Origin of the sequence: Pandoraea sp. ISTKB (genome assembly GCF_001721285.1) — a bacterium.
Lineage (GTDB): Bacteria > Pseudomonadota > Gammaproteobacteria > Burkholderiales > Burkholderiaceae > Pandoraea > Pandoraea capi.
This window is the reverse complement of record NZ_MAOS01000001.1, coordinates 339772-364506: the sequence shown is the minus strand read 5'-3', so window position 1 is coordinate 364506 and position 24735 is coordinate 339772. Positions and strand designations below refer to the sequence as shown.

Genomic DNA, 24735 nt, shown 5'->3' with positions numbered 1-24735 from the left:
TCAGATCTCGGCGCGCAGGTTGACGTAGAAGCTGCGACCCGGCACGAAGTAGTAGAGGAACTGGTTCGCGTCCGTGCCCTTGCTGGTGTCGGTTGCGGCCGGACCGAGGTTGTCGGTGATGCGATGCGTGTCGAACAGGTTGTCGACGCCGAACGACACGCGCACCTTCTTGAGTACCGAACTGAGGTTGGTGAAGTCGCGCGCGATCATCATGCTCGTGACGCTGTAAGGGCCGACTTTGTAGATTGAGCCGTCCGCAGCCCCGTTGCTGCCCTGATACATCGAGCCGACGAACTTGGTGTTGATGCCGGCATGCCACGGTCCCTGATCGAAATTGAGGGCGATGGCGGCGGTGTACTGCGGTACGAACGAGATCCGCTGACCGGACTTCCACGTCTGCGAGCCGGTCCCGTCCTGCGTGTAAGTCGCGTTGTTGATCGAGCCGTTCGCGTAGAACGAGAAGCCGCTGCCGAGCAGGACGTTGCCTTCGGCTTCCACGCCGGTATAGCGAACACCACCCGCATTGAAATAGGTGGCATTGGCACCCGAGCCGTTCTTTGTGATGTAGTTGCTGAACTCGATCAGGTAGGCGTCGGCGTTGAACGTGAAGCGGTCAGCCTTGAACACCGTGCCGATCTGGTAAGCCATCGACGTCTGAGGATTGACGGTGTTGTTGCCGGCGGGATTTGCCGAGTACAACGTGTTCAGGTTCGGCCCGAGCGCACCACGCGACACTTGCGCATAGCCGGACCAAAGCGACGTGAACCGGTAGTTGACGTCCAGACTCGGCAGAACGCTGTTCCATGACTTGTTGGCCGACGTCCCCGGTAAGTTGTTCTGCAAGACGGCTGCCGACAGCGATCGCTCGAAGTGCTGATAGCGAATGCCCGGCGTGACCGTCAACGCATCGGTGGCCTTCCATGCATATTGCGAGAATGCCTGCGCGGTATTCACCTCATCGACCATGTCGTAGTAGGTGCTGCCGTAGGTGGCGTTCTCTTTGACCGACTGGCCGGTAGTGGCGTCGTAAGCGAAGCGGTTACGCGGATTACGCGTGTGCTCCAGCCAGAAGCCGCCGGTGAAGGTGCCGTTGGCGTCGGAATGGGTTGCGCTCAGCGTGTCGCCGTAAGTCCGGTACTCGTTGAGCTTGAGCGCGCCGGCGATGTCAGTGCCTGATTGACCCGCCGAGAAGGGCTTGGCGGCGCTCAGGGCCGACAGGGGCGACGACGTGTTGTCGCCGTTCAGTTCATGACTCAGGTTGTAGTAGTAATACGTGTAGAGCTTGTTATTCAGGCTCCATCCGCCGTCGAAGTCGTGTTTGACGTCGAGGTACGCGAACTCGGTGTTCTTGTCCTGATAGTTGTAACCCCAGTAATTGGGGCTTTTCGGGTCTGCGTTCAGACCGTAGTTGTAGCCGTTTTGCGCGACTTGATTCAGCGTCGCACCGCCCGGGTTGTTGAAGTGGATCTTGTCGTAGGCGTAGACCCAGGTCACGAGCGTGCTGCTGCCGATCGGCGTCACGCCTTTGAGGAAAATGTTCGTGTTGCCCAGTCCGCTATTGCTCAGTGCACCGTTTGAGTCCGTACGCTGGACGTTCAGGAAGATATTGGAGTCGAGCAGTCCGGGCATGATGCCCGTGGTGATGCCGAGGTTTTCCTGCCACGTGGCGTGCGAGCCGATGGTCTGCGAGTATTCGATCTTGCGAGTGGGACTGAGCGTCGGCGAGAACAGGTTCACTGAGCCGCCGAAGGTCGCATAGCCGAGCGTGGTGGCGTTGCCGGGGCTGCGGTCGATGGTCACGCCGCCGATGGTCGCCGCCGGAAAGTACGACGTGGTGTGGTGCGAGAAGTCGTTGGTGTCGCCGAACGGAATGCCGTCGTAGGTGACATTGAACTGACCGTCCGGAAATCCACGCAGTGTCTGGTTCTTCGCTTCCGACAGACCGAGGCCGTTCGGCGACGAACTGCTGTAGCTCGGTGCGATGCGCAAAATGGTGCCGTAGTCCGCCTGCGGGTTGACCTGATTGGCGATGTAGTCGCTGCTGATCTGGGTTTGCGGCGATGTGGCTTCGAGCGGTGCTTGTGTGAGCGCTTTCGCGGCGGCGGCCGTTGGCGCTTTACCGGATCGCCCGGCGGAGACGTTGACGGGCGCACCGACATCGGACGCGGAGACGTCTCCGATGTCGGTGGTTTGTGCCTGCGCCGTGCTCGCCAGTGCGGCCAGCGCGATGGCCGTGAGTGCCAAATGCGGCGTCGGGGTGCGCGGTGAGCGCATCGTCTGAAGTTTCATGGCTTGGGTGCGTTCTCTTTGGAAGTTGTGCCGGCCTGGTATGGCTGGCGGCCCTGATGAGTCGTGATCGTCGTGAATTCGGTTCGGTGGCGCGGTTGCCGGTCAGCGAGCGCTCTCGCGGAAGACGAGCCCCGGCAGTGCCGTCGTGCCTTCGCGGCGAACGGCGTCGAGCGCGGTCGGTTTGAGTGCCAATGCACGCAACAATGTCGGCGCGACCTGACGCGTAGAGACGGGGGCGTCGATTTCCTGTGCTGCAATGTCGGGACGCGAGATCAGCAGCGCGACATGGCGGTCGTCGTCATGGAATCCACCGTGTTCGGCGACCTTGGTCCCGTGGGTGTAAATGACGCCGTACTTTGTTTCGATGGCGATGTCGGGCACTCGGCTGTCACGGCCCACGCGACCCCAGCCCTGCGGCATGTCGTTGCCTGCATAGACGTGTTCGATGCCCAATGCCTCAGCGTTGGCACGCAGTGCCCGCACGACGGCACGGGTCGCACTCGGTTGCTTGAGCCACAGCAGCCCGATGTCGTCGAGCGTGGCTTTGGCGAGGGCATCCGGCGCGGCTTGCGCAACCACTTCGAGGACACGCTTGCCGTCGATGCGTTGCAGTCGATTCGGCGCAATGGGCGATTGACCGTGCTTGGCGGCGATCACGACAAGTGTCGATGCGTCGAGATGGCGCGCGGTCAATGCGTCGAGCAGGCGTTGCACCGACCGGTCGATCTGGTCGAGCGCCGCGCCGATGGCCTTACCCGGCGTGGCATTCGCGTCGCGATAGCCGTCGCCCGATTTCTGCGCCACGCTCAATTGCTGAAAGTTCATGCCGAACAGACTCGGCACCCCCGGCGCGGCATGACCGCTACTGTCGCGGCCGTCGATCTGCTTGAGCAAAGCGTCGACCTTCAGGTTGTCGTAATCCGGAAATGCCGCAAGTTTCTCGCCCACGGCAGCGATCTCCGGCGTGTAAAGGTCATCGACACCTTGCCCGCTCGGGCCGTGTACGAAGTCATAGGCGAGATGCTTGTCGGCCCATGCCGTGCGCCCGCCTGCGGCACGCACCACTTCGAAGACGGTGTTCACACGCATGTAGTTGTGCGGGTAGACCGGCTCGCAGTGGCGGGCGGGGTCGCGCGGGAGACGGGCGGGATCGATGGCACCGCCACCGTCGATGCGTTTCGGATCGCGATCGATGGAATCGTCGAAAACGACCTCTGCACCCGGCGTATGCCCTTGCGCGCACGTTGCCCCGGCGGGGAAGAGGCCTCGGTCGAAGCTGTCGTCGTAGTACACGCCCGAGGTTCTCGGGCTGGCGCCGCTGATCAGTGCGATCATGCCGGGGAACGAGTCCGACGGCACCGGGGTGAGCGCATTGCGATACATCACACCATGTCCGGCAAGCGAGGCGAGTGCGGAGCTCGGATGCGAGGCGACATAGCGGGAGAGATCCTGTTCGTGCATGCCGTCGATGCTGAGGAGCAGGACACGTTGCGCGGGCACGAGACGCGCCGGTTGGTCCGCGTAAGCGGCGGCCGGGGCGAGCGCGGCGCAAGCCAGTGCGAAAATCGGGACAGTGCGATAAGTCATCAGCTTCATGGCAGTCATGCATCCTCGGCGCGTAGCGCTCGGTTAAGTAGCCCGGCTCGCTCGCCGGTGGTCAGCGAGGCGAACTTTATGGGTCACCCGTGATGCACAGATGAAGCAAAACTTGCCAACATGAACAGAATGCCGTCCGTCTCCATTCAAGTTCGACGATGCGTGGGGCATGAGGCGGGTGCGGCGTGGGGCAGGGCGATTTGCACCGTGCGCGGTTGCCGGTCCGTTGAGGATTCAACCTGTCCGGACGGACAGGTTTGCGCCGTTGGCAGGTCACGGGCCGCTCGTAGTCTCGATGGCCTGAATCTCCCGATAACCCGATCCTCCAAGGAAGAACTCGATGTTTTCCGTTTCCCAGCGTTTCGCACGTCCCTTTGCGGCTGCCGCACTTCTTTTTAGCGTGCTGCACTTTGCACAGGCGGCGGACGTGGCGCGTGCGCCCTGTGCCGACTATCTTTGCGGCAATGCCCCCGATCTGACGTTACTGGTCGCGCCGCCGCCGACGCCTGGCAGCATCGCCGCCGTCGACGATCTGCGTCAGGTGCTTGCCCTGCAACGCTCGCGTACCCCGGAGCAACTGGCGCTTGCCGACGGCGATACGCACAAGAGCGTGTTCCGCTTTGCCGACGCCGTCGGCCCGGGATTCCGAGCGGAACGCCTGCCGTTCACCGAGGCGTTCTTTAAACGGCTGGCGAAGGAAGGGGCGGGGCCTCTCAAAGCGGCGAAAGACTATTGGAAGCGTCCGCGCCCGTACAACGTCAGTGCCGAGGTGCATCCCGGCATCGTGACTGAGGGCACTTCGCCGGGTTATCCCAGCGGGCACGCAACTTTCGCGTATCTGACGGGCGTGATTCTGGCGACGATCGTCCCGGAAAAGCGTGGGGAAATCTTTGCGCGCGCACAGGCCTATGCACAAGGACGGGCGCTGGGTGGGGTGCATTACGTCAGCGATGTCGAAGCGGGGAAAGTCAGTGGCACGGTGATCGCCGCGGCGATGCTCGCCAATCCGGCATTTCGGGACGATCTCGCTCGTGCAAGACGCGAGACGCGCCACGTACTGGGTCTGCCAGAGCAAGAGTAAGTCGGTCAGGCGTTTTTGACGTCCGGCAGCCGTGCGTCGCGGGGTATTTCGGTAGTGGCGTCCGGGGTATCCGGCACAGACGCTGCGGCTGCAAAGCGCAGCGCGACCCGGCAACCGGGGACCGCGTCGTCGATCCGCATCGTGGCGTTGTGAATCCGAGCCGTCGCGGCGACCACACTCAGCCCGAGTCCGTGACCCGGTGTGGGCATGCCGCTCACACCCGAGCCGCGATAGAACGGGCGCAGCACGGCTTCGCGCTCGGTGTCGGCAATCCCCGGGCCGGTGTCGCGCACTTCCACAATGGCGTGTTGTGGCGTCGACATGACGCGCAAGTGCACCATGCCCCCTGCCGGTGTGAATTTCAGCGCGTTGTCGAGAAGATTCTGGATTGCACCGAAGATCAGGTCGCCGTCGCCGAGAATGGGGGCGCTGCGTTGCATTTCGACCGACAACGCCACAACGCGCTCTTCGGCAAGCGGCTCATAAAGATCCACGACATCCTCGGCGATGCGGGCGAGATCGACCTGACGGAAGTTTTCGCGACGTGCGTGTGCATCGATCTCGGCAATCCGCAGCAGTGCGGAAAATCGGTCGAGCACGTGATCGGTCTGCTCCAGTGCGCGCTCGACGGCCATGTCATATTCCGTCGCGGATGGCGTGCCTCTGCGGGCGCGTTCCAGCCCCGCGCGCAAGCGGGTCATCGGTGTGCGCAAATCGTGGGCGATCCACGCGCAGACGCCACGCAGTTCCGCGACGAGGCGCTCGATATCGTCGAGCATCGTGTTGACGAAGCCCACCAGAAGATCGATGTCATCGTGCCGTCCGCGTGTCGGCAATCGTCGTGTGAAGTGGCTGGAGACGATGTCCTGACACGACTCCCGCAACTGCCGCACGCGCTGGTTCGACGCGCGGTGCAACGCATAGCCGCAGATTGAACCGAGCAGGATCGTGGCGAGCAATCCGCCGGTGGCAACGCGCAGTAGCATGTGGTCGAACCGGTCGATATCGTCGACGGCTTGTCCTACGACCACGCGATTGCCGTCGGGCATTGTCGCGATCATCGCGCGGTAAGGGCGATTCCAGACACCGCCCTCTTTGTCCGAGACGGTTTGGCTATAGCGATAGGCACGCCAGTCGGGCAGGCCCTTCGGCAACGCTTCGATGTTGCCCGCCAGTCGTTGTCCTTGCTGGGTGAACAAACCGTAAGGACGCATGTTGGCGGCTTCCCGTCGACTGCGCTCGGTGATGTTGGCACGGGCGTCGGCAGCGCTGCGCCGCATGAGTTGGGTGCTCTCGCGTTGCAGACGGGCATCGACGAGATCGGTGAGGTAGCTCATCGTGAGCCAATAGATCACGACGAACAATGAGACGACCGAAACGATAAAGATCGAGAAGATCGGGCCTGCGCTCAACAGACTGCGCAGAAAGCTGCGTTCAGTCGTCGGCGTGGATGACATAGCCGGTCCCGCGAACGGTGTCGATCATGGCGGAGCAAGCGCCGTCGAGCGATATCTTCTTACGCAAGCGCGCAATATGAACGTCGATGACATTGGTCTGTACGTCGTGCTGATATTTCCAAACCGATTCGAACAGCAGGGTGCGTGTGACGACCTGATTGGCGTTTCGCATCAGGTATTCGAGCAGGCGCATTTCTCGCGGCTTGAGTGCCACGGGTGTCCCGGCGCGCGTCACGGCCCCGCTGTCCCGTTCCAGCACGAGATCGCCGACTTGCAGTCGGGTGCCGAGGTCGGTATCGCTGTGCCGGCGAAGCAGCACATCGATACGCGCGGTCAGTTCGTCGAAGCTGAAGGGCTTGGTAAGGTAGTCGTCCGCGCCATTTCGCAGACCCCGCACGCGTTCGTCGGTCGCACCCAGCGCCGAAAGGATCAGGACAGGCGTCTTGATGCCGACGTTACGGGCGGTGGTCAGGATCGACATCCCATCCACTTCGGGAAGCAAGCGGTCGAGGACGACGCAGTCGTACTGCCCGTGCAGCATGCGTTGTAACCCGTCGCCGCCGGCACGGGCGAGCTCGACCGTGAGGCCGTGATCGCCGAGTGCCGCCACCAGTTCATGAGCGACTTTGGCGTCGTCTTCTACGACGAGTACACGGCGTGCCGGCAGCGAAGGCCTGAAGGCGCCCGCGTCGCTGGCGTCGACGGAACTGAGGGAGGTCTCGCCCATAAGCGATATTCGATTTGGAAAGGTGGTTGATGACTCTAGGCGGACAGTGTGACTGTCATGTGACGAGATGCGTTTGCCTGCTCGCCCCAACCCCGGTCATCGATGAACGAGCACTGCGAGTCCGAGCGCCAGCGCACACACGGTCGCCGAGACAAGCAACAAGGCAAGCAGGTGCGCTAAGGCGAAGCGTAGCGGGGTCATGTCGACTGTCCCTCGGGAAGGGTGTGCAGCAATGGCTGGGACAGATGCACGACCTCGTACGCGATGGCGACGTCGCTAGGCCTCGCCTGCGCATGTTCGGCCAGCAAATATCGCGAGACACGCCAGTTCAGCGTATCCAGTGACACCACGGCAGCCACGATGCCGGGGCGAGTCACCGCCGCCTTGTTTTGCGCCACTTCGGCGGCAAACACTTGCCCCAGATCCGCGTCGCGCGCGATATCGGTCGTCTCCTCGAAAACAAACTGCGCCTGCTGCGCGCGACCACGGTGCGCGTCGAGTACAAGACGCGTCTCGATCTGCGCCCGTCCGAAACTGTTGGTGACGTTGCGATAGCGATCGGCCAGCAGGAAATCGGCAAACGCCTGATCCGAGCGCCACAGGTAGAGCGAGGAATAACTGTTCTCGATCGCGCCGTGCTTGCCCGCTTCGCGGAGCAGGAACCCCTTGAAATACAACTCGGGCGCAGCATCCCACAAGGCGCCACGCGCTTTGCCGCGGGTGCGGATGGCGTTCAGATCGTAGTCGGCGGGCAAGCGATGCAGATAGTGAGCGGTAAGCATGTGGAAACCCCGGAAAAAGAGATCAAGTGCTTACCGTAACGAAAGATAATTCATTGAAAAATAGAATGATCTATATTTCAGTCATTGCAATTTGAAATGAATCGACGCATGAAGACACTGGACATCGAAGCCGTACAGGCCTTTGTGCTGACCGCCGACCTGCAAAGCTTTACGCGGGCTGCCGAAGTGCTCGATACCACGCAATCGGCCGTCAGCCTGAAGATCAAGCGACTGGAAGACGGCTTGGGGCGCAAGTTGCTGGAACGCACGCCAAGGCGTGTCCGGTTGTCTGCGGACGGGAGCGCTTTTCTGAGCGGCGCCCGAGCGCTCGTTGCGGCGCATCAGGGCGCTATGGCGGCGTTCGTCCCCCGGCAGAGGCAATTGTTGGTGGGCATCAGCCATCACATTGTGGGCGCCGACTTGCCGCAACTCCTGAGGCACATCGGCGACGCCGAGCCGGGCCTGACGCTCGACGTCCGTATCGCCGCCTCCCGCGAACTGCTGGAGGCCTTCGATGCCGGCACGATAGACGTTGTGATCGTGCTTCGTCATGACAGCCGGCGTCAGGACGGCAAAGTCATCTTGCGGGAGACCTTCGGGTGGATGGGGGCGCCGGATTTCGAGCGTCGCGCCAACGAGCCTTTGCGTATCGCGACACAGCCGGCGCCTTGCAGTGTGCGTGCGATGGCCGTCAATGCGCTGGACGCGGCAGGTGTCGCCTGGACGGAGGCGTTTGTGGGTGGAGGCGTCAATACCGTGGGGGCGGCCGCTTCGGCCGGGCTGGGCGTCGCGGCGTTGGGGCGTCGGGTGGCTCCGCGAGGAACGGTGGACCTTTCGTCCCGTCTGGGCCTTCCGGCGCTACCGTCGAGAGATGTCGTGCTGTACACGAGTCTGAGAGATCCACAGGTCAAAGGGGCGCTGCATGCGCTGACGGTGGCCCTGCGGTCGACGACACAACCCAAACGCCAGACATGAAAGCACAACGACCTCAATGCCCTGGCGACGCAAATCCCGCCTGCCCGATTTGCTCCGGCATCTGCGGCACGCGTCGGAAGCGGGAGCTGTCGTAGCCCATCGCGTCGAAACGGGCGAGCAGGGCGCGATAGGTGACGTCGTCCATCACCGGTTCACGGGAAAAGATCCAGCCGAGCGACTTGTCCGGGTAGCCGAGCAGCGTGTAGCGATAGTCGGGGTCGACGTAGAGCGTGAGTTGGGAGACGTAGATCGGCCAGAAGAGCCGGACTCGCCAGTGCCCGCCGCCACTGCCGGGCACGACGCTGTCGACGAACTGGTAATGACGCTCGGGCTGGTCGAAGCCGTTCTTGCGGCCATAGAAGTGATCGTCGATCTTGCCGTCGTCGCGCAACACCCACTCGGCACGGCTGCCGACGAAATCGCGTTCGGCGAAATAGGGGATGTTGGCGATCACGTACCAGCGCCCCATGTATTTCGGTAAGTCCACCGGCACCGGACGAAGCGGAACCTCTGCACGAGGGTTGGGATTCGGCGGGGATCCGGAGCATGCCGCCAGCATCACGCCCGCCATCGCCGCACCGACAAGGCGAACGACGCACGTTAGCGTGCGTCGCCAAAGGCGCCCGCCACGATCCGGGGCGTATCTCAGCCGAGCGGAGTCTCTGAAATCCCTGAAGTCGCTGAGGTTCATAAAGGCGGCACGCGGCATATGAATTCTCCATGAGGTCGTGGGTACCCCGTCTCACTGTGGTGGATACGGATGCCGCACCTGTGCGGATGCACGAAATCGGAGAAATGTGTGTTTTCCGGGAGCCGACGTGCATCCGTTTGCATCCGTTTGTCCGCCGCGCCCGTATTCAGTCGTGTGCAGGGAGCAAACGGCTTCTGTTTCGCCCTGCCTGTCGCATTTCCCACCGCATGTCACGTCTGGATCGCCAACCGTCACAAGGAGCGATGATGGTGAACGCTTTGTTCGGTCGTCTGCTGATGGTCTTGCTGGCGGGGCTATCGCTCAGCGCTTGCAGCCCTCTCGGTCTCGTCGACGCACTCACGCCGCGTGAGACGTACCGTGCTATCGGGGCGGTTGCCTACGGCGCGTCGGAACGACAGCGGCTCGATGTCTATCTGCCATTGCCGCAGGGCGCGGTGCCCACCAGTGCCATACCGGTGGTGGTGTTCTTTTACGGGGGAAGTTGGCAGAACGGTGACCGCGCGGATTATCGATTCGTCGGCGAAGCGTTGGCGTCGCGTGGATTCATGGTGATCGTGCCCGACTATCGTACTTATCCGGAGGTCACGTTTCCGACTTTCGTCGACGATGCCGCGCTGGCGGTCCGTTGGGCACGGGGTCACGCTCGCGAATATGGCGCCGATCCCGAGCGCCTGTTTCTCATGGGGCATTCGGCTGGCGCACAAATCGTGGCTTTGCTTGCGACCGATGCCACGTACTTGCGTGCCAATGGATTGCGTCAGTGCGATATCGCCGGGGTGATCGGGCTCGCGGGCCCGTACGATTTTCTACCGCTGCACAGCGCCGTGCTGGGGCGCATATTTCCAGTGTCGGTGCGACTGGCGAGCCAGCCCATTCATTTCGTGACGGGCGAAGAGCCCCCGATGTTTCTCGGTGTCGGCGACACCGATACCGTTGTCGACCCCGGCAATACCGAGCGCTTCGCGCAACGCTTACGGATGTACGGCAGTGAAGTGCAGGAGCACCACTACCCGGTCGGCCACGCGATGATGATCGGCGCGGTGAGCGCTCCGCTCAGAAGCGTCGCGCCTGTGCTGGACGACATCGTCGCTTATGTCAATTCTTCCGCAGGGCACGCATCCGCGGACCGGTGTCGCTCGTAATAGAGAAGGCTTCCGCTTTGCGAAGCGCCATCAAACAGGTGATGAAATGGAGACTCGTTATGCCACCGGATTTCTGCCGGTGCTTGTGGCAACGTGCTGTGCGCTCGGCGGGGCGATCCATGCGAATGCCGCGCCGATGGACAACGAGAAGACGGTCATGGTCGGTGGAGCGCCCATGTACCCCTCGAAGAACATCGTTGAGAACGCGGTGAATTCCAAAGACCACACGACACTGGTCGCCGCCGTGAAAGCCGGCGGATTAGTCGATACGCTGTCCGGCCCCGGGCCTTTCACCGTCTTTGCGCCGACGAATGAAGCGTTCGCAGCGTTACCGGCAGGGACCGTCGACACGTTGTTGAAACCCGAGAACAAGCCCGCGTTGGTCAAGGTACTTACATACCACGTCGTACCGGGAAGATTGTCGGCTCAGGACCTGATGAAAGCCGTCGATGACGGTCACGGCATGGCGTCGCTGAAGACAGTGGAAGGCGATTCGCTTACCGTGAAGAAGGACGGCGGGCACCTTAGCGTGACGGACGACAAAGGCGGCGTGGCCCACATTTCGATCAGCAACGTCATGCAGTCAAACGGGGTGATTCACGTCGTGGACAAGGTCTTGCTACCGTAAGACCTCAAGTCGCACCATGGTTGGCGTTCCGCGTTTCTTGCGTTCGCCTGTCCCGAAAGTACGGGGACGTTAATTGACGATGTCCCCGTATGCTCTGCGCCGACACATTCGCCGTCGTCCGGCGACAAAACAAAACAAATCTCATCGAGACTCGACACCCTGTCGGGGCGGGTCTCCCTACCATTCGTGCAGACACCTTCGGGCCCTACCCGGATCGACACGAATGAAGATTCTTTACACCAACTTTCACGTCGGCTGCGGCGGCGGGCAAGACACTTACGTACGGGAACTCGCGCTGGCGATGCGGCGCGATCATCGGATCACCGTCGCTACGCCCCCCGGTAGCTGGCTCGGTGAGCAGGTCGCACGACTCCCCGGCATCACCGCCGTCAGCATTGATTTCAAGCCGCGCTGGCACAGCTTCTGGCGTGAGACGTTGCGCCTGCGCCGCCTGATCCGCGACAACCAGTTCGACGTCGTGCATGTCAACGGCTCTCCCGATCATCGTCAGGTCATGCTCGCCGTCGCGGGGCTGGTCACCCGGCCCGAGATCGTCTTTACCAAGCACAACACGTTTCCCGCCAACTCGCTCGGCAACCGGCTTCGCGCCCGGTTTGGTACGTCCCGCACGATCGCGGTGAGCGAGTACGTTCAGTCGATGCTCGAACGCGATTCGTCCTATCCGAACATCGTCGTCGTCAAACACGGGGTGCGCGCGCCGCGCACGGAGCCGCTCAGCGAGGATGAACGCCTGCGCCGCCGTGCCGCACTGCTCGGTGCGAAGGACGACGACAGCATCGTGCTCGGCAGCGCAGCCGGCACCGGTGAAGCGAAAGGCTGGGCCGATCTCGTGACGGCACTGACCTTGCTGCCGGAAGCGACCCGTCGGCGCTTTCGTGTCTGGCTCGCCGGCACCGATCCGAGCATCGAACAACGCGCGATGGTCGAGCAATGCGGACTCGATGCGCAGATTCTCTTCACGGGGTCCATCAATCACGTGCATCACCTGCTCGCCGCGACCGATGTGGCGTTCGTTCTCTCGTATCACGAGAGCCTCTCCTACGCATGTCGCGAAGCCATGGCGGCCGGTTGCGCGAGTCTCGTGACCAACGTCGGTGGCCTGCCGGAAAACGTCACGCCGTGGGTGGACGGCTGGATCGTGCCGCCACGCGATCCACACGCGATTGCCAACGTCCTTATGCATATCGCGGACAAACCCGAACGCACGCGGCATATGGGACACATGGCGCGGCAAAAAGGGGCGGCGGAATTCGACTTCGACGATTTCGTCGCAGCCACGCACGCGGTGTATGTCGATGCGGTGTCGTCGCGCATGGCACCGACGGCACTGAAGGCATCTATGGAAGCGCATCGTCGCAGCATCGCAAGCCCGCAGCGACGCAAACAGCGCACCGAAAAGCAAGCCGCCTGAGACCGTTCGCATGGCGCTTCCGATCCTGATGTACCACCAGATTCGCGCGGTGCCGTCGCGCGCCGATCCGCTTCGCGGCCTGTGCGTCGATCCCGATACCTTTGCTTCACAGATGTCATGGCTCAGGCGCCTCGGCTATCACGGTCTGAGCATGCGGGAGTTTCAGGCTCACCGGCGTGCGCAGGGGCGCGCGCGCGTGTTCGCCATCACGTTCGACGACGGCTTCGTGAGCGTCTTCGATAACGCCATGCCGGTACTGGATTCGTTGGGCTTCACTGCAACCTGCTATTTCGTGGCGGCGCGCCTGGGCGGGTGGAACGACTGGGACGCGCACGCCGGTCCGGCACCCGAGCCGCTGATGTGCCGGGACCAACTGCTGACGTGGATGCGTCACGGGCACGAGGTCGGTGCACACACGCTCAACCACGTGTCGCTGCCGGATATCCCGCAGGCGGATGCCGTCGATGAAATCACCGGCGCCAAACACCGGCTCGAGACGACGTGCGGGACCAACATCGAGGCATTCTGCTATCCCTACGGGAATGTCACCCGTGATGTGCGCGACATCGTCGAGCGCGCGGGGTATCTGCACGCCACCACCACGCGACGTGGCCGTGTCGCGCCTCACGACGATCCCTTCCTGCTGCCGCGCGTGGCCATCGCGCCAGACGTGGGGGCCTTGCGCCTCTTGTTCAAATGCCTGATGCGCTAGGCGATCACCGTTTCACCATGCCCGCTCCGAATACCGTCGGCAGGTTCGCGACGGATCAGCGACACGCGAAACGTACGCTTCGCCGCAAGGATAATTCCCAAACGTAATTCGCGGATACGGCGCGGCGCCACGTGCCGCCCGTCTGGTCCGTTGGGTGAAACGGAAAACGGGTATTCTTGCGTCTTTTCCCAGCCCCCCCGTAAGCCATGAGCCGTTTCCCGAATCTCCAAAAGCGCCACCGGGACGGTTTTCGCTGGCTGGGTCTGTGCTTGCTGACCGGCGCTGTGCTTGGGGGGCTTTGCGCTCCGTTAGCAAACGCTGCGCCGGGCTTATCGGCCGGGCAAGGTGCCAACGTCGCCCCGGCGCTCGCCACCTCCACTGTCCCCGTCTCGGCATGGGCCGCGCCGATATCGCAGGCAGGGCCGGCGAGCCAGGTCTCTGCCTCCGCGCCCGCTGGCGGCACCGTTTGCCGCGTGCAAGGCGGCGCTCCCGGCCGTCCCTCCGTCGGTCTGGTGCTGTCCGGCGGCGGTGCGCGCGGCTACGCGCACCTCGGCGTGCTCAAGGTGCTCGAAGAGAATCACATCCCGGTGGATTGTGTCGCGGCGACCAGCATGGGGGCGGTCGTCGGCGGGCTTTACGCCAGCGGGCTCAGCGCCGAGGAGATGCGTGCCCGACTGGAGCACGTGAATCTCGCGGACATCGCATTCGACGTCACCGATCGCAGCGATCTGCCGCAATCGCAACGCGAAGACGAGCGCTACTACGTCGACAGCTTTTCCCTCGGTTTCGGACGTAACGGGTTCCAGCTTCCGTCGGGTCTTGTTCACGGCAACAAGCTTCAGGCGCTGTTGCAGGAGTGGACGCCGGCCATCGGTGGCTCGGTGTCGTTCGACAGGTTGCCGGTGCCGTTCCGCGCGATAGCGGCCGATTTGCAGACGGGACAGATGGTGGTGCTCGATCACGGTTCGTTGCCGCAAGCGATTCGCGCGAGCATGGCGTTACCCGGTCTTTTCTCGCCGGTCGATGTCGGTGGTCGCACGCTCGTCGACGGCGGCATCGTCAGCAACCTGCCGGTGGAAACGGCCCGCTCGATGGGGGCGGACATCGTGATCGCTGTGGATATCGGTTCGCCGCTGCGTCCGCTGGATGCGCTGTCGTCCCCGGCGGATGTCTTCCAGCAGATGGTCGGCATTCTGATTCGCCAGAACGTTGCCCGCCAGCGTGAACAACTGCACGCGAGCGATGTGCTGATTCAGCCGGATCTGGGGCGTCTGACCTTCACCGATTTCGAAAACGCATCGCAAGCGATCGCTGCGGGGGAGGCGGCCGCGCGGGCGGCGCTGCCGAAGCTGCGTCAACTTGAATTGAGCCCGGCGCAATATGCCGTCTGGCGCAGCGCGCATTCGACGATGCAGGGCCCGGCGGTGCGCATCGCGAAAGTCGAAGTCCATTCGCGCGGGGTGGTCCCGGCAGAGAAGATTCGCGCCGCACTGCATGTGAAAGAGGGCGACGTGTACGATCCTGCCGTCGTCAACAAGGACCTGCTCGCACTCGTCAACGAAGACGATTTCGAGAGCGTCACGCAGCAGTTCGTCGACGAGAACGGACAGAACAAACTCGTCATCACAGCGCAGGAAAAGCGCTGGGGCCCGAACTTCCTGCTGTTCGGGTTGGGGCTGTCGGCGACGTCGAAGGAGGAGGGCAGCTTCCGTCTGCATCTCGGCTATCGTCGTCCGTGGCTGACGAGCAGCGGCCTCGAAGCGCGCGTGGACACCACGCTCGGCAGCGACGTCGCGGAACTGCACGCGGAGTTGCGCCAGCCGTTCGCGAATCCGTGGGGCGCGTACATTGCGCCGTATGTCGACGTGCAGCGCCGTCACGCGAATCTGTACGACGACTCGGTCGAGGTCAAACTCACCCGCTACCGGCTGACGACCGAGCGGGCCGGGGTCGACATCGGTTTCCCGGTCTCGACGCTGGGCGACTTCCGTATCGGTGTGGCCTATGCGCACGGCACGGCCGTGCCGCAATACAACCTGCCTATCGGCGACGATGACGACGATCCGGGCGCGTACCGGCAACTGCTTTTCCCCGACATCTCCGGACGACAACTGAGCGCGCGTGCCCGGCTGGTCATCGATCAGCTCGACGATCCGCAATTCGCGCGTCGTGGTTACTTCACCGAGTTGCGTGCCGAGCGTTCGCTGTTCGCGGGCAGCAACAGCTACACGGAGGTGTACGGCAAGGGCATGGTGGCGATGAGCTACGGGCGGCACAGCGTGAGCGCCACGCTGGAGGCAGGCAACAACTTCGGCGGCGTGAACGTGACGAATCCGTTCGGCTTCACGCTTGGCGGCTTCCAGCATCTGTCGGCGTATGCGGCCGACCAGTTGGCGGGCAACTCGATGGCGTACGGCAACATCACGTACATGAATCGCATTGCGTCGTTCACCGCCTCGCCGATTCGCCGGTTGTTCGTCGGCGTGAGTCTGGAAGCCGGTAACGTCTGGTCGGCGGACGACTCCTTCGGCAGCGGTACGCTCAAGCGCAGCGTCACGCTCTTCACCGCACTGACGACCTCGTTCGGTCCGATCTACGTCGGTTTCGCGATGGCGCCCGGTGGACGCAACAACCTCTACTTCCAGTTGGGCCGTACGTATTGAGGGGCGACGCCGACATACGGCGCGGCGACCGACAGCCGGTCAGGCCGCGTCAGAGTGCGTCAGAGAGGGTTAGGGCGCGTCCGGATGCGAGGCCGGGAGCGAAGTCGCAGAGGCCGATGCCGTCACGGCAGGCCACCGGATTTCGAAGCGCGCGCCGCCGAGGCGCACCGGATCGGTCGCGGCAACGTTGCCGTGGTGCGCCCGCATGACCTGCTCGGTGATCGCCAGCCCGAGGCCGTACCCGCCGGTGCGGCGGTCGAGGCGCACGAAGGCGTCGAAGATCTTCGCGCGATCGGCCGGCGCGATGCCGGGGCCGTCGTCTTCGACGTAGATCTCGATGTTGCCGTGCCGCAAGGCCATGCCGACCTCGATGCGCGATCTCGCGTAACGACTGGCATTGCGCAGCAAATTGCGCATCGCATACGACATCAGCCGCTTGTCCATGACGACCTGACACGACGCATCGAGCTGACACGTCGGCGTAATCTCCCGTTCGGCGTAGAGCAGTGTCGCGTCGCGCACCTGATTGGTGAACCAGTGAGCCACGGACGTCGCTTCGAGATTCGATTGGAGCGAGCTGTATTCGAGCCGTGCGAAGGTGAGGCTCATGTCGATCAGCTCGTCGAGTTCGGTCACGTCCTGATCGATGCCGACTAACGCTTGCTGACACGCCTGCGGCTCGGACGTCGGGTCACGCAGAATTTCCAGGGCGAAGCGCAGCCGCGCGAGTGGCGTGCGCAATTCGTGGGAGATGCCGTTGGTCAGATCGCGTTGCGTGGCGATCAGCTTTTCCATGCGCTCGGCCAGCGCGTTGAGCGTACGCGCCAGAGGGCCGATGATCACGCTGTACGACTCCTTGGCGCGAGTGTGAAAGCGTCCGCCGCTGAAGTCGATGGCGCGCTCGCGCACCATCACGAGATCGAGCCAGACCGGGCGCATCCAGCGATACGCCACGAACGCGGGCAGCAGCAGCGTGCTCAGCACGCAAGGCACGATGAAGTGCGACGCGCTCAGCACACCCTCCCACGCGCTTTGGGGCAAGACGATCCACAGCAGCAGCGCGGGCACGGCGAGCACCATCAGGCAAAGCTGAAGCAGCTTCGAGTACGTGCGTACATACAGACGCGACCAGCTTGGCCGCCGGTCGGCGCGTGTGTCCGTCCACGATCGTCGGAATCGCAGCCACCGCAGCCGGCAGTAGCGATAGGGCTGGAGTTTGTGGGTCTGCATCGTCAGTGCCGGCGAGGCCGGTCGTGAATGAGGTCGAGATTGAGGTCGTGAAGTAGGTCGTCAGCGAAGTCGCGCCGGATCAATCCCAGCACGACTTGTTGAGTTGGTAGCCCTTGCCGCGCACCGTCAGAATGCATTGCGGCGCCGCCGGATCGTCGTTGAGCTTGCGACGCAACTTGTAGATGCCGCCGTCGACGGACCGGTCGATCCCGTCGAACTCGACACCACGCAGTTGCCGCACCAGCGCATCACGCGTCACGACTTCGCCTGCCGAACACGCCAGCGCCCAGAGCAGATCGAATTCGGCCGACGTCAATTCGGGCTGCTTGCCGTTCGGTAACGTGACCGAGCGAGTGCCGCGATCGATACGACACTTGCCGAGCAACAGGCTTTCGGGCTGATTGATGTTCGGAGCGAGATGCTCGTTGCGTCGCAATTGCGCCTTGATGCGGGCGAGCAGCACACGCGGTTCGACCGGCTTGTGGACGTAGTCGTCGGCACCGAGTTCGAGGCCTAGCACCTCGTCGAACTCCTCGTCACGTGCCGTCACCATGATGACGATGCCGCGATACTGCGCGCGGGCTTCGCGGCAGATCTCGAAGCCGTCCTTGCCCGGCAGGTTGACGTCGAGAATCACCAGATCGGGACGCCGCCGCAGAATCGTTTGCACGGCCCGCGCGCCATCGAGCACGCACTCGACCTGATAGCCGTGCTTCTGGAGATAACCGCTAATCAGTGCGGAAAGACGGGCGTCGTCTTCGACGAGGAGAATTCGGGCAGACATTTGGGAGTTTTCACGAGATGTCGGAAGTGTAACGGCTTCGTGCACGCCGGTATGGCAAGTCGACAAAACTCGACAATTCTCTATGGCAGCGTCGTCCCAACTTTGTTAAGCACTCCCTTAAAAGAAAAACCCCGAAGGCCGGGGCCTGTCGGGGTTGGGGTGCGGCGGTGGAGGCCGTCGCGCCGGGGCGTTAAATCGTTACGTCGTTACGTTGTTAAGTCGTCGCAGCGACGCAAAGCCACTTACGCTTTCGAATTGGACGAATCCGATTGGGCGAGGAGCAGCAGGAAGCCGCCGGCGATGGCGATGTTCTTGAAGAAGTTGTTCAACTGGCCGCTGAACTGCGCTGGGTCGGCGGCCCAGAAGCGGTGTCCGATGAAGGCCGTCGCCACGGTGTAGATCGCAAGGCCGATCGCGAGCGGCTTGAGGCGCCAGCCCAGAATCAGCGCGATGGCACCGCCGGCTTCGATCAGGATGACCAGTACGGCGACGACTTCACTGAACGGCAGGCCGATGGCCGCGAAATAACCGACGGTAGCCTTGAAGGCCATAATCTTGCGAATCCCGGCGATCAGGAACAGGGCCGACATCAGCACCCGCGCAACCCACTGAATATTGAAACGCTGCATGGCGATTGTTCTCATCCAAAAGCAAATGTCACCCGACGAAGATGTCGGCAATCCATATTGACTCGTGCCTGTCGGCGTTCGTGCTGCCACAGGTGGCGCTCATCATATCGACGCGCTGCGCCGCACAAAATACGCGCTCCGGAAATTCAAAGTTGCATGGACGGAACAATCGGCACACCGCTTTTATGGTGCGAAGCGTGGTAGTCGGCCGCCGAGGCAATCCGCCAAAGGAGGCCTTTGCCATGCGCTCGGCGCTCAATTCGCGGTGTCGGGGGCGAACGTGCTTCGGTAGGCGAACAGACCGGGCGTGCCGCCGGTCATAACGAACAACACGTCGGTATTCGTGCCGAAGCGGCCGCTCTCGATATCGTTGAGCAAGCCGGAGAAGGCTTTGCCCGAATACACCGGGTCGAGCAGCAGACCTTCGGTGCGTGCGAGTTGCTGCACGGCTTCGATCATCGCGGTGGTCGGCAGGCCGTAGCCGTCGCCGCGATAGTTGCCGTCCACGATGACGTCCGACGTGGCGTCGAAGGGAGTGTCGCTTGCGCCGAGTAACGCGAGTGCGTCTTCGACCAGTTGCACGGTTTTGGCGAGCGTCGTCGGCTGATCATGGAGCACGGAGTACGCGCGCACGATCTTGCCGCGTCGCCCGGCAATCTGAAGACCGGCCGTCAGACCGGCATGCGTGGCACTGCTGCCGTTCGGTACCACGATGTGACCGAACTCGATGCCGTTCGCGGCTTCGTAATCGAGAATTTCCTGTGCGCAGCCGACGTACCCCAGCGTGCCCAGCGGCGACGATCCGCCTGTTGGGATGACCATCGCTTTGCGGCCGCTCGCCGACAATGTTTGTGCGCGCGCGTTTGCGATGCCCATCGTGTCGCTGCCCGCAGGCAGAAACGTCAGCGTTGCGCCGAGAATCCGGTCGAGCAGAACGTTGCCGTTCTCGCGGTAGTCGGTCTCGTGTTTCGGTACCAGGTCGGCGAGCAGCAGTTCGCAGGAGAGACCCAGACGTGCGCAGGCCGCTGCCGTCAGACGCGCATGATTCGACTGCATCCCGCCCATGGCGATGATGGTGTCGACGTTGGTGGCGAGCGCTTCGCCCAGCAGGAACGAGAGCTTGCGCAGCTTGTTGCCGCCACCGCCGGTGTCGCCCAGATCGTCGCGCTTCACGAAGATGCGGATGCCGCGCGCCTGCGCGCTACACGCCTGTTCGAGCCGCGTGAGACGCGCAATGGGCGTTGGCTGGCTCATCAAGGAAACGGTGGGGAATTTATCGAGTGCCGATTGCAACGAAGAGATCATGCTGCCTCCTGACGCTGGCGGTCTTCAGCACGCCCAGCGTCGATGTGGGTGACTGCGGTTGGGGGGAGTCTGATGTTTTATGTCGCGTGCCGGAAAGTCAGGGGGAACCGGACTGAAAGCGCGTCCAACGCGTCGACCCGAAAAAGTATACGGAATATTGAAATTGTATAATCGTCGGGTCGTTCATTCTCGCCTTGATCCACCTTTCGCCTGACGAGCTTCCGTGACCCGAATCGCCCACACCGATACTGCCGATATCGTCGATAGCCCTGATACCGCATCGCTCTCGACTGCGGAGCGCGCCTATGAGGCGATTCGTCGGCAGATCCTCTCGGGCGAGTTGCCGGAGGGGGCGCCGATTCGTCAGGACGACATCGCGGCGCAGATTGGCGTGAGCAAGATCCCGGTGCGTGAAGCGTTGATGCGTCTGCAATCCGAGGGCTGGGTATCGCTCAAGCGCAATGCCGGCGCGATCGTCTCGCCGCTCACCGTCAACGACTGCGTCGAGATGCTCGACATGCGCATCGCGCTCGAATGCCGCGCGCTGGAGCTGGCGGTGCCGAACATGGCGCCGAGCGATCTGGCGCTGGCTGAACAGTTGCTCAAGCGTTATGCGAAGGCGGATACGCCGCAGTCGTGGAGCGATCTTAACCTGGCGTTCCATCAGGCGCTTTACGCCCCGGCGAATCGCCCGCGTCTGGTCGCTACGGCACAGGCAGCGCAAGAACGCATGGGACGCTTTCTGCGCGCGCATCTCTCCGCCGTCAACGATCACCAGCGCTCCACTGACGAACACATCGCGATTCACCGCGCCTGCGCCGCAGGCGACACGAAAACGGCCGTACGCCTGCTTCGCAAGCACCTCGAACAGACACAGCGAGAGGTGATGGCGTTCTTCCGATTGAGCGGGAAGGTGTAAGCCGTTTCCGAGTTTTCGCTCGCGGTGATCATTTCGGTTTCTTTGCGATGATAATCCTGCCTGGTCTTATCGTTTAGCAAACTAAATGGCGGGAAGCGATCGCGCGTTTCACTGTTCCGCTGGAGTCGCCGAAGTTACGTTGCCCGCAATATCGTATGACTGCTCGCCCGAAGATTCTCAAAAAGCCAGTCACTCCTCCTCAACCGGGTCGTATCTATGCCAAAGCGCCCATCGAGCCGGAGGCAGCATTGCAGCGACTGTGGGATCGAGGACTTCGTATCGATGACCGCCTTGCGAACCTGCGCGCACTAAGGTCTATCGGATACTACCGACTCTTGATTTTCATGCGGCGATTTCAATCCTCCGCAACGAAAAATTTTCTACCCAATACGAAGTTCTCTCACATTGTTGAGCTTTACGAGTTTGATCGACGGCTTCGTGCGATCACGATGAGTGCGATTGAACGGATCGAGGTCTCGCTTCGAACGGCGTTGTCAAATTCACTGGCTACCCACGATGGTAGTCATTGGTATTTGGAGCGGGGGCTGTTCGCCACGATTTCAAGATACTCAGAGGTTTTGGCCTTGATTGCAAAAGCGTGCAAAGACAAACGAGGTCCAAGTCTTACGCACTATCTCGAGACGTATGCGGAGCCAGAGCTACCACCTGCATGGTTGGTGTTCGAACGACTGACGCTCGGCGCGCTATCGCGCACATTAGATGCCTTGAATTCCGCTTCTCGAAAGCGAGTGACCCGCTATCACTGGGCAAAATTTAACGATACCGTGATCGTATCGTGGCTCCGTTCGCTTACTGATCTGCGTAACGCTTGCGCACACCACACGCGACTTTGGCACATGAAACTAACTGTTTCGCAACCCGCGCAGCCTGTGACGGTGAGCGTCATACACTACGGCGACGAGATGAAGCAATCGACAACATTTTATTCGCGTGCCGTAATGATCAAGGCGCTCCTCGACCCGTTAGAGCACGGGGCCGAATGGCGCGATGAGCTCGCCAAAGCGCTTTTGACGTGTCGACACGTGGAGCCCCTCATACACCTCGGATTCCCGCCTGACTGGCGAACGAGGCGCGCGTGGGAGTAACCAATTTGATCGGAAGGTTGTGGAACCGTATAATGCAAACCAACAACGCTGGGGACGCCTCTCGATGAAGCGCAACGTCCTACGCTAAAGGGAAGGGGGAGTGCGAAAGCACTCCCCCTTTTCGTTTCTCATATCCAGCGCTTTCTTCTATATTTGCTCGCCCAAAATCGTATACGAAAATAATAAATAATATACGGACTCATTTTTGATCGCGTATAGTCCATGTGACCGGGGTCATGCGTACCCGGTTGTTCGGGCAGTCCCGCGCGGGGCTTCGGGCCCGTCATCTGTCTCGCCTGTCGTCTGCCAGCGAGGCGCTGCGCGCGCCCGCACTGCGCTGTAGAGCACACCCAGGACACCTCGCCGCTGTGTTGTTTTCCAGGGCTAGGACTTTCCCTGATCCGACGCAACCCCTGATTGCCGGAATCGAAAAACTGGGTGTAATGTCTTTACATGTATATACAACGCAGGGCGAACTACTAATCAACATCCATCAGGAGGGTTTCATGTCCGAGTCCAAGAGTCTTCAGGGCGCTGCCGTCTGGCGCGGTGCCGAAATGGCGAACAACGACCGCTGGGTCAAGACGTTCCCGGCGCAGGTGCTGGCGCAGATCGATGCCGCGATCGCACTGACGCGCGACATCGACTGGCGCGACATCAATCGTCAGAACTTCCCGCTGCCCGATGCCGGCGCGTTTTTCGACGATGTGCGCGAAGAACTCGAAAACGGCTCGGGCATGGTCAAGATTCGCGGTCTCGACGTGAGCCGCTACAACGCGGAAGAACTCCGCCGCATGTGGTACGCGCTGGGCGCGCATCTGGGCACGCCGATGTTCCAGAACTACCGCGGCGAAGTCATGCGCGAGATCAAGGACGAAGGCATGGGTGTCGGCGCCAAGCTCTATGGCGCGACGGTCGACAGCTCGGGCAAGCAATTCCTCTCGTCGGGTGCCCGCACGCTGTCGCCCGGCCAATTGCGTTTCCATACGGATCGCTGTGATGTCGTCGGCCTGCTGTGCGTGCGTCAGGCATCCGAAGGCGGCGTGAGCAAACTGGCCAGCAGCGCCACCGTCTACAACGAGATGCTCAAGCGCCGTCCGGACCTGCACGCACTGCTGTGCCAGCCGATTCCGCGCAGCCGCTTCGGCGAAGAAGCCGGTGGTGAACACGTCGCCTACGACCTGCCCATTTTCGGCGTGCGAGACGGCAAGCTGACGAGCCACTTCTCGCTCACCTATATTGAGAACGCGCAGATGCTGCCGGGCGTGCGCAAGCTAAGCGACGCCGAGCACGAAGCCATTCAGATGCTCATGGCGCTGGCCGAAGAAGAATGCTTCCAGATGCGCTTCGCGCCGGGCGACATTCAGTTGCTCAACAATCACATCGTGTACCACGGCCGCACCGCCTTCGTCGACGACGTGAAGACGGGGCAGGACCGCATGCTCATGCGTCTGTGGCTGTCGATGCCGAACTCGCGCGCCCTGCCGGAGGATCACGCCGTGCTATGGGGCGATGTCGGTGCCGGCAAGCCGCACGGCGGCATCGCACAACCGGCGGCCGCACTGCCTGCCAATTTGTCCGCAGCCGCTACCTGAGCCCGACGCCTGCCCCTAACCCTGACGTTCGCGCCCCCGAACCCCACACTCAAGACGCAAGGAGAGACTTCCCCATGAACCCGATCGAACGGCAAGACAAGAAACGCGCAACCCGCAAGACGACCCCGCTGCGCATGCTGCTCATTCCGCTCATGCTGGGCGGCCTCTGCGCGATGTCGACGACGGCCGCCGCCGCGCCTGACTACGGCAACTGCCAGGTCACCGGCACGCGTGGCTCGATCAAGCTCGAAACGGTTACGCCGGGTGCGCTGTCGGTGCGTCCCGTGCTGCCGGCCCCGGGCTGGTGGAACGGCGACTCGCCCGACACCATCAAGGACGGCTTCGAGTACTGCATGGCCGCGAACATGGCCTACCGCGCAGGCCTGGATCGCGTGATCGTCGTCAACCGTTCGTTTGCGCAAGTGGTGACGGGGCAGGCAAAGGGCTTCGATATCGCGCTGAGCGAAATCACCATCACGGACGAGCGCAAGAAGGTCGTGAACTTCACCGACCCGTACTTCAACTCGGATCAGGGCATTCTCGTGAAGACGGGGACGAAGGTCGATCGCGAAAGCATCAAGAAGATGCGTCTGGGCGTGAAGCAAGGCACCACGATCCTGCCGTATCTGACGGACAAGGTGAAGGTCGCCGAGCACCCGAAGGTCTACACCGATGCCGCCGCCATGTACGCCGCGCTCGCCGCCGGTCAGGTCGACGCCGTGCTGTACGACACGCCCAACGTGCTGTCCATCGCCAAGAAGTCGGAAGGCCGCTTCGAAGTCGTCGGCCGCTACGACACGAGCGAGCAGTGGGGCGGTCTGGTCAACAAGGACTCGCCGAACCTCGCCGCGTTCAACAAGCTGATCGCCGAGATGAAGAAGGACGGCACGTTCGACCGTCTGGCCACGCAATATCTCGTGCCGAGCCTCGGCGCCGATCCCGCCAAGCTGCCGATCCTGACGCCGTGAGGT

General features: G+C 62.3%; 21 protein-coding genes. 11 read left to right on the top strand and 10 right to left on the bottom strand.

The features are described 5' to 3' along the window. Together A9762_RS01620 and A9762_RS01615 are read right to left on the bottom strand one after the other, a co-directional pair. Entirely contained in the window at positions 1 to 2289 is a 2289-nt protein-coding gene (locus tag A9762_RS01620; RefSeq protein WP_069340274.1) for a TonB-dependent receptor, read from the bottom strand. A 102-nt stretch (positions 2290 to 2391) separates the two neighbouring features. Continuing rightward, the gene (locus A9762_RS01615; protein ID WP_139133018.1) at positions 2392 to 3894 is read right to left on the bottom strand and encodes an alkaline phosphatase family protein; all 1503 of its coding nucleotides are present in this window, start codon (positions 3892 to 3894) and stop codon (positions 2392 to 2394) included. Between the two features lie 331 nt (positions 3895 to 4225). Between A9762_RS01615 and A9762_RS01610 the strand changes: the two genes are divergently transcribed. After that, entirely contained in the window at positions 4226 to 4966 is a 741-nt protein-coding gene (locus A9762_RS01610) for a phosphatase PAP2 family protein (protein WP_069340273.1), read from the top strand. 5 nt (positions 4967 to 4971) lie between these two features. Here A9762_RS01610 and A9762_RS01605 read toward each other — a convergent pair whose 3' ends face one another. From A9762_RS01605 to A9762_RS01595, 3 genes are all read right to left on the bottom strand, one after another. Next, positions 4972 to 6423, bottom strand: coding sequence for a HAMP domain-containing sensor histidine kinase (locus tag A9762_RS01605; RefSeq protein WP_069340272.1), 1452 nt, complete (start codon positions 6421 to 6423; stop codon positions 4972 to 4974). Further along, positions 6401 to 7150 carry a response regulator transcription factor gene (locus A9762_RS01600; protein WP_083253530.1) on the bottom strand — a complete coding sequence of 250 codons (750 nt, stop codon included), beginning with the start codon at positions 7148 to 7150 and terminating at the stop codon, positions 6401 to 6403. The genes A9762_RS01605 and A9762_RS01600 overlap by 23 nt, the downstream gene beginning before the upstream one ends. A 197-nt stretch (positions 7151 to 7347) precedes the next feature. Further along, positions 7348 to 7932, bottom strand: a complete 585-nt coding sequence (locus A9762_RS01595) for a DUF4865 family protein (protein WP_069340271.1) — start codon at positions 7930 to 7932, stop codon at positions 7348 to 7350. A 108-nt stretch (positions 7933 to 8040) separates the two neighbouring features. Between A9762_RS01595 and A9762_RS01590 the strand changes: the two genes are divergently transcribed. Further along, on the top strand, positions 8041 to 8907 hold the full coding sequence (locus A9762_RS01590; RefSeq protein ID WP_069340270.1) for a LysR family transcriptional regulator: 867 nt from the start codon (positions 8041 to 8043) through the stop codon (positions 8905 to 8907). A gap of 13 nt (positions 8908 to 8920) precedes the next feature. Here A9762_RS01590 and A9762_RS01585 read toward each other — a convergent pair whose 3' ends face one another. Beyond that, the gene (locus tag A9762_RS01585) at positions 8921 to 9478 is read right to left on the bottom strand and encodes a lipocalin family protein (RefSeq protein WP_069340269.1); all 558 of its coding nucleotides are present in this window, start codon (positions 9476 to 9478) and stop codon (positions 8921 to 8923) included. A gap of 386 nt (positions 9479 to 9864) precedes the next feature. Here A9762_RS01585 and A9762_RS01580 point away from each other — a divergent pair, with 386 nt between their 5' ends. The 5 genes from A9762_RS01580 (at position 9865) to A9762_RS01560 (ending at position 16196) form a co-directional block, all read left to right on the top strand. Further along, positions 9865 to 10761 carry an alpha/beta hydrolase gene (locus A9762_RS01580; RefSeq protein WP_069340268.1) on the top strand — a complete coding sequence of 299 codons (897 nt, stop codon included), beginning with the start codon at positions 9865 to 9867 and terminating at the stop codon, positions 10759 to 10761. Between the two features lie 46 nt (positions 10762 to 10807). Next, complete coding sequence (locus tag A9762_RS01575) at positions 10808 to 11389, top strand: fasciclin domain-containing protein (RefSeq protein ID WP_083253529.1); 582 nt, start codon at positions 10808 to 10810, stop codon at positions 11387 to 11389. A 223-nt stretch (positions 11390 to 11612) separates the two neighbouring features. Beyond that, complete coding sequence (locus tag A9762_RS01570) at positions 11613 to 12821, top strand: glycosyltransferase (RefSeq protein WP_069340267.1); 1209 nt, start codon at positions 11613 to 11615, stop codon at positions 12819 to 12821. Positions 12822 to 12831: 10 nt separating this feature from the next. Further along, a complete protein-coding gene (locus A9762_RS01565; protein ID WP_069340266.1) occupies positions 12832 to 13533 on the top strand; it encodes a polysaccharide deacetylase family protein in 702 nt (233 codons plus the stop codon). A gap of 206 nt (positions 13534 to 13739) precedes the next feature. Beyond that, a complete protein-coding gene (locus A9762_RS01560; protein ID WP_083253528.1) occupies positions 13740 to 16196 on the top strand; it encodes a patatin-like phospholipase family protein in 2457 nt (818 codons plus the stop codon). Between the two features lie 69 nt (positions 16197 to 16265). On the opposite strand, the gene A9762_RS01555 is transcribed toward A9762_RS01560, so the two are convergent. From A9762_RS01555 to A9762_RS01540, 4 genes are all read right to left on the bottom strand, one after another. Continuing rightward, positions 16266 to 17426 carry an ATP-binding protein gene (locus tag A9762_RS01555; protein WP_069340264.1) on the bottom strand — a complete coding sequence of 387 codons (1161 nt, stop codon included), beginning with the start codon at positions 17424 to 17426 and terminating at the stop codon, positions 16266 to 16268. A 79-nt stretch (positions 17427 to 17505) separates the two neighbouring features. Continuing rightward, a complete protein-coding gene (locus A9762_RS01550) occupies positions 17506 to 18210 on the bottom strand; it encodes a response regulator (protein WP_069340263.1) in 705 nt (234 codons plus the stop codon). A 242-nt stretch (positions 18211 to 18452) separates the two neighbouring features. Then, positions 18453 to 18839, bottom strand: coding sequence for a DoxX family protein (locus tag A9762_RS01545; protein ID WP_240493405.1), 387 nt, complete (start codon positions 18837 to 18839; stop codon positions 18453 to 18455). A gap of 255 nt (positions 18840 to 19094) precedes the next feature. Next, positions 19095 to 20144: a D-cysteine desulfhydrase family protein gene (locus tag A9762_RS01540; RefSeq protein ID WP_069340261.1), complete on the bottom strand. Its 1050-nt coding sequence runs from the start codon at positions 20142 to 20144 to the stop codon at positions 19095 to 19097. 223 nt (positions 20145 to 20367) lie between these two features. On the opposite strand from A9762_RS01540, the gene A9762_RS01535 reads away from it, so the two are divergent. From A9762_RS01535 to A9762_RS01520, 4 genes are all read left to right on the top strand, one after another. Continuing rightward, positions 20368 to 21063: a GntR family transcriptional regulator gene (locus A9762_RS01535; protein WP_240493404.1), complete on the top strand. Its 696-nt coding sequence runs from the start codon at positions 20368 to 20370 to the stop codon at positions 21061 to 21063. A gap of 155 nt (positions 21064 to 21218) precedes the next feature. Next, entirely contained in the window at positions 21219 to 22169 is a 951-nt protein-coding gene (locus A9762_RS01530; protein WP_069340260.1) for an Abi family protein, read from the top strand. A gap of 506 nt (positions 22170 to 22675) precedes the next feature. Continuing rightward, positions 22676 to 23764, top strand: coding sequence for a TauD/TfdA family dioxygenase (locus A9762_RS01525; protein WP_069340259.1), 1089 nt, complete (start codon positions 22676 to 22678; stop codon positions 23762 to 23764). Between the two features lie 74 nt (positions 23765 to 23838). Continuing rightward, on the top strand, positions 23839 to 24732 hold the full coding sequence (locus A9762_RS01520) for an ABC transporter substrate-binding protein (RefSeq protein WP_240493403.1): 894 nt from the start codon (positions 23839 to 23841) through the stop codon (positions 24730 to 24732). The last annotated feature ends 3 nt before the right edge of the window (positions 24733 to 24735 follow it).

Bases quoted from the DNA above. Each gene is read 5' to 3' on its own strand.
- A9762_RS01620 (WP_069340274.1), bottom strand. From the start codon at position 2,289: ATGAAACTTCAGACGATGCGCTCACCGCGCACCCCGACGCCGCATTTG.
- A9762_RS01615 (WP_139133018.1), bottom strand. From the start codon at position 3,894: ATGACTGCCATGAAGCTGATGACTTATCGCACTGTCCCGATTTTCGCA.
- A9762_RS01610 (WP_069340273.1), top strand. From the start codon at position 4,226: ATGTTTTCCGTTTCCCAGCGTTTCGCACGTCCCTTTGCGGCTGCCGCA.
- A9762_RS01605 (WP_069340272.1), bottom strand. From the start codon at position 6,423: ATGTCATCCACGCCGACGACTGAACGCAGCTTTCTGCGCAGTCTGTTG.
- A9762_RS01600 (WP_083253530.1), bottom strand. From the start codon at position 7,150: ATGGGCGAGACCTCCCTCAGTTCCGTCGACGCCAGCGACGCGGGCGCC.
- A9762_RS01595 (WP_069340271.1), bottom strand. From the start codon at position 7,932: ATGCTTACCGCTCACTATCTGCATCGCTTGCCCGCCGACTACGATCTG.
- A9762_RS01590 (WP_069340270.1), top strand. From the start codon at position 8,041: ATGAAGACACTGGACATCGAAGCCGTACAGGCCTTTGTGCTGACCGCC.
- A9762_RS01585 (WP_069340269.1), bottom strand. From the start codon at position 9,478: ATGGCGGGCGTGATGCTGGCGGCATGCTCCGGATCCCCGCCGAATCCC.
- A9762_RS01580 (WP_069340268.1), top strand. From the start codon at position 9,865: ATGGTGAACGCTTTGTTCGGTCGTCTGCTGATGGTCTTGCTGGCGGGG.
- A9762_RS01575 (WP_083253529.1), top strand. From the start codon at position 10,808: ATGGAGACTCGTTATGCCACCGGATTTCTGCCGGTGCTTGTGGCAACG.
- A9762_RS01570 (WP_069340267.1), top strand. From the start codon at position 11,613: ATGAAGATTCTTTACACCAACTTTCACGTCGGCTGCGGCGGCGGGCAA.
- A9762_RS01565 (WP_069340266.1), top strand. From the start codon at position 12,832: ATGGCGCTTCCGATCCTGATGTACCACCAGATTCGCGCGGTGCCGTCG.
- A9762_RS01560 (WP_083253528.1), top strand. From the start codon at position 13,740: ATGAGCCGTTTCCCGAATCTCCAAAAGCGCCACCGGGACGGTTTTCGC.
- A9762_RS01555 (WP_069340264.1), bottom strand. From the start codon at position 17,426: ATGCAGACCCACAAACTCCAGCCCTATCGCTACTGCCGGCTGCGGTGG.
- A9762_RS01550 (WP_069340263.1), bottom strand. From the start codon at position 18,210: ATGTCTGCCCGAATTCTCCTCGTCGAAGACGACGCCCGTCTTTCCGCA.
- A9762_RS01545 (WP_240493405.1), bottom strand. From the start codon at position 18,839: ATGCAGCGTTTCAATATTCAGTGGGTTGCGCGGGTGCTGATGTCGGCC.
- A9762_RS01540 (WP_069340261.1), bottom strand. From the start codon at position 20,144: ATGATCTCTTCGTTGCAATCGGCACTCGATAAATTCCCCACCGTTTCC.
- A9762_RS01530 (WP_069340260.1), top strand. From the start codon at position 21,219: ATGACTGCTCGCCCGAAGATTCTCAAAAAGCCAGTCACTCCTCCTCAA.
- A9762_RS01525 (WP_069340259.1), top strand. From the start codon at position 22,676: ATGTCCGAGTCCAAGAGTCTTCAGGGCGCTGCCGTCTGGCGCGGTGCC.
- A9762_RS01520 (WP_240493403.1), top strand. From the start codon at position 23,839: ATGAACCCGATCGAACGGCAAGACAAGAAACGCGCAACCCGCAAGACG.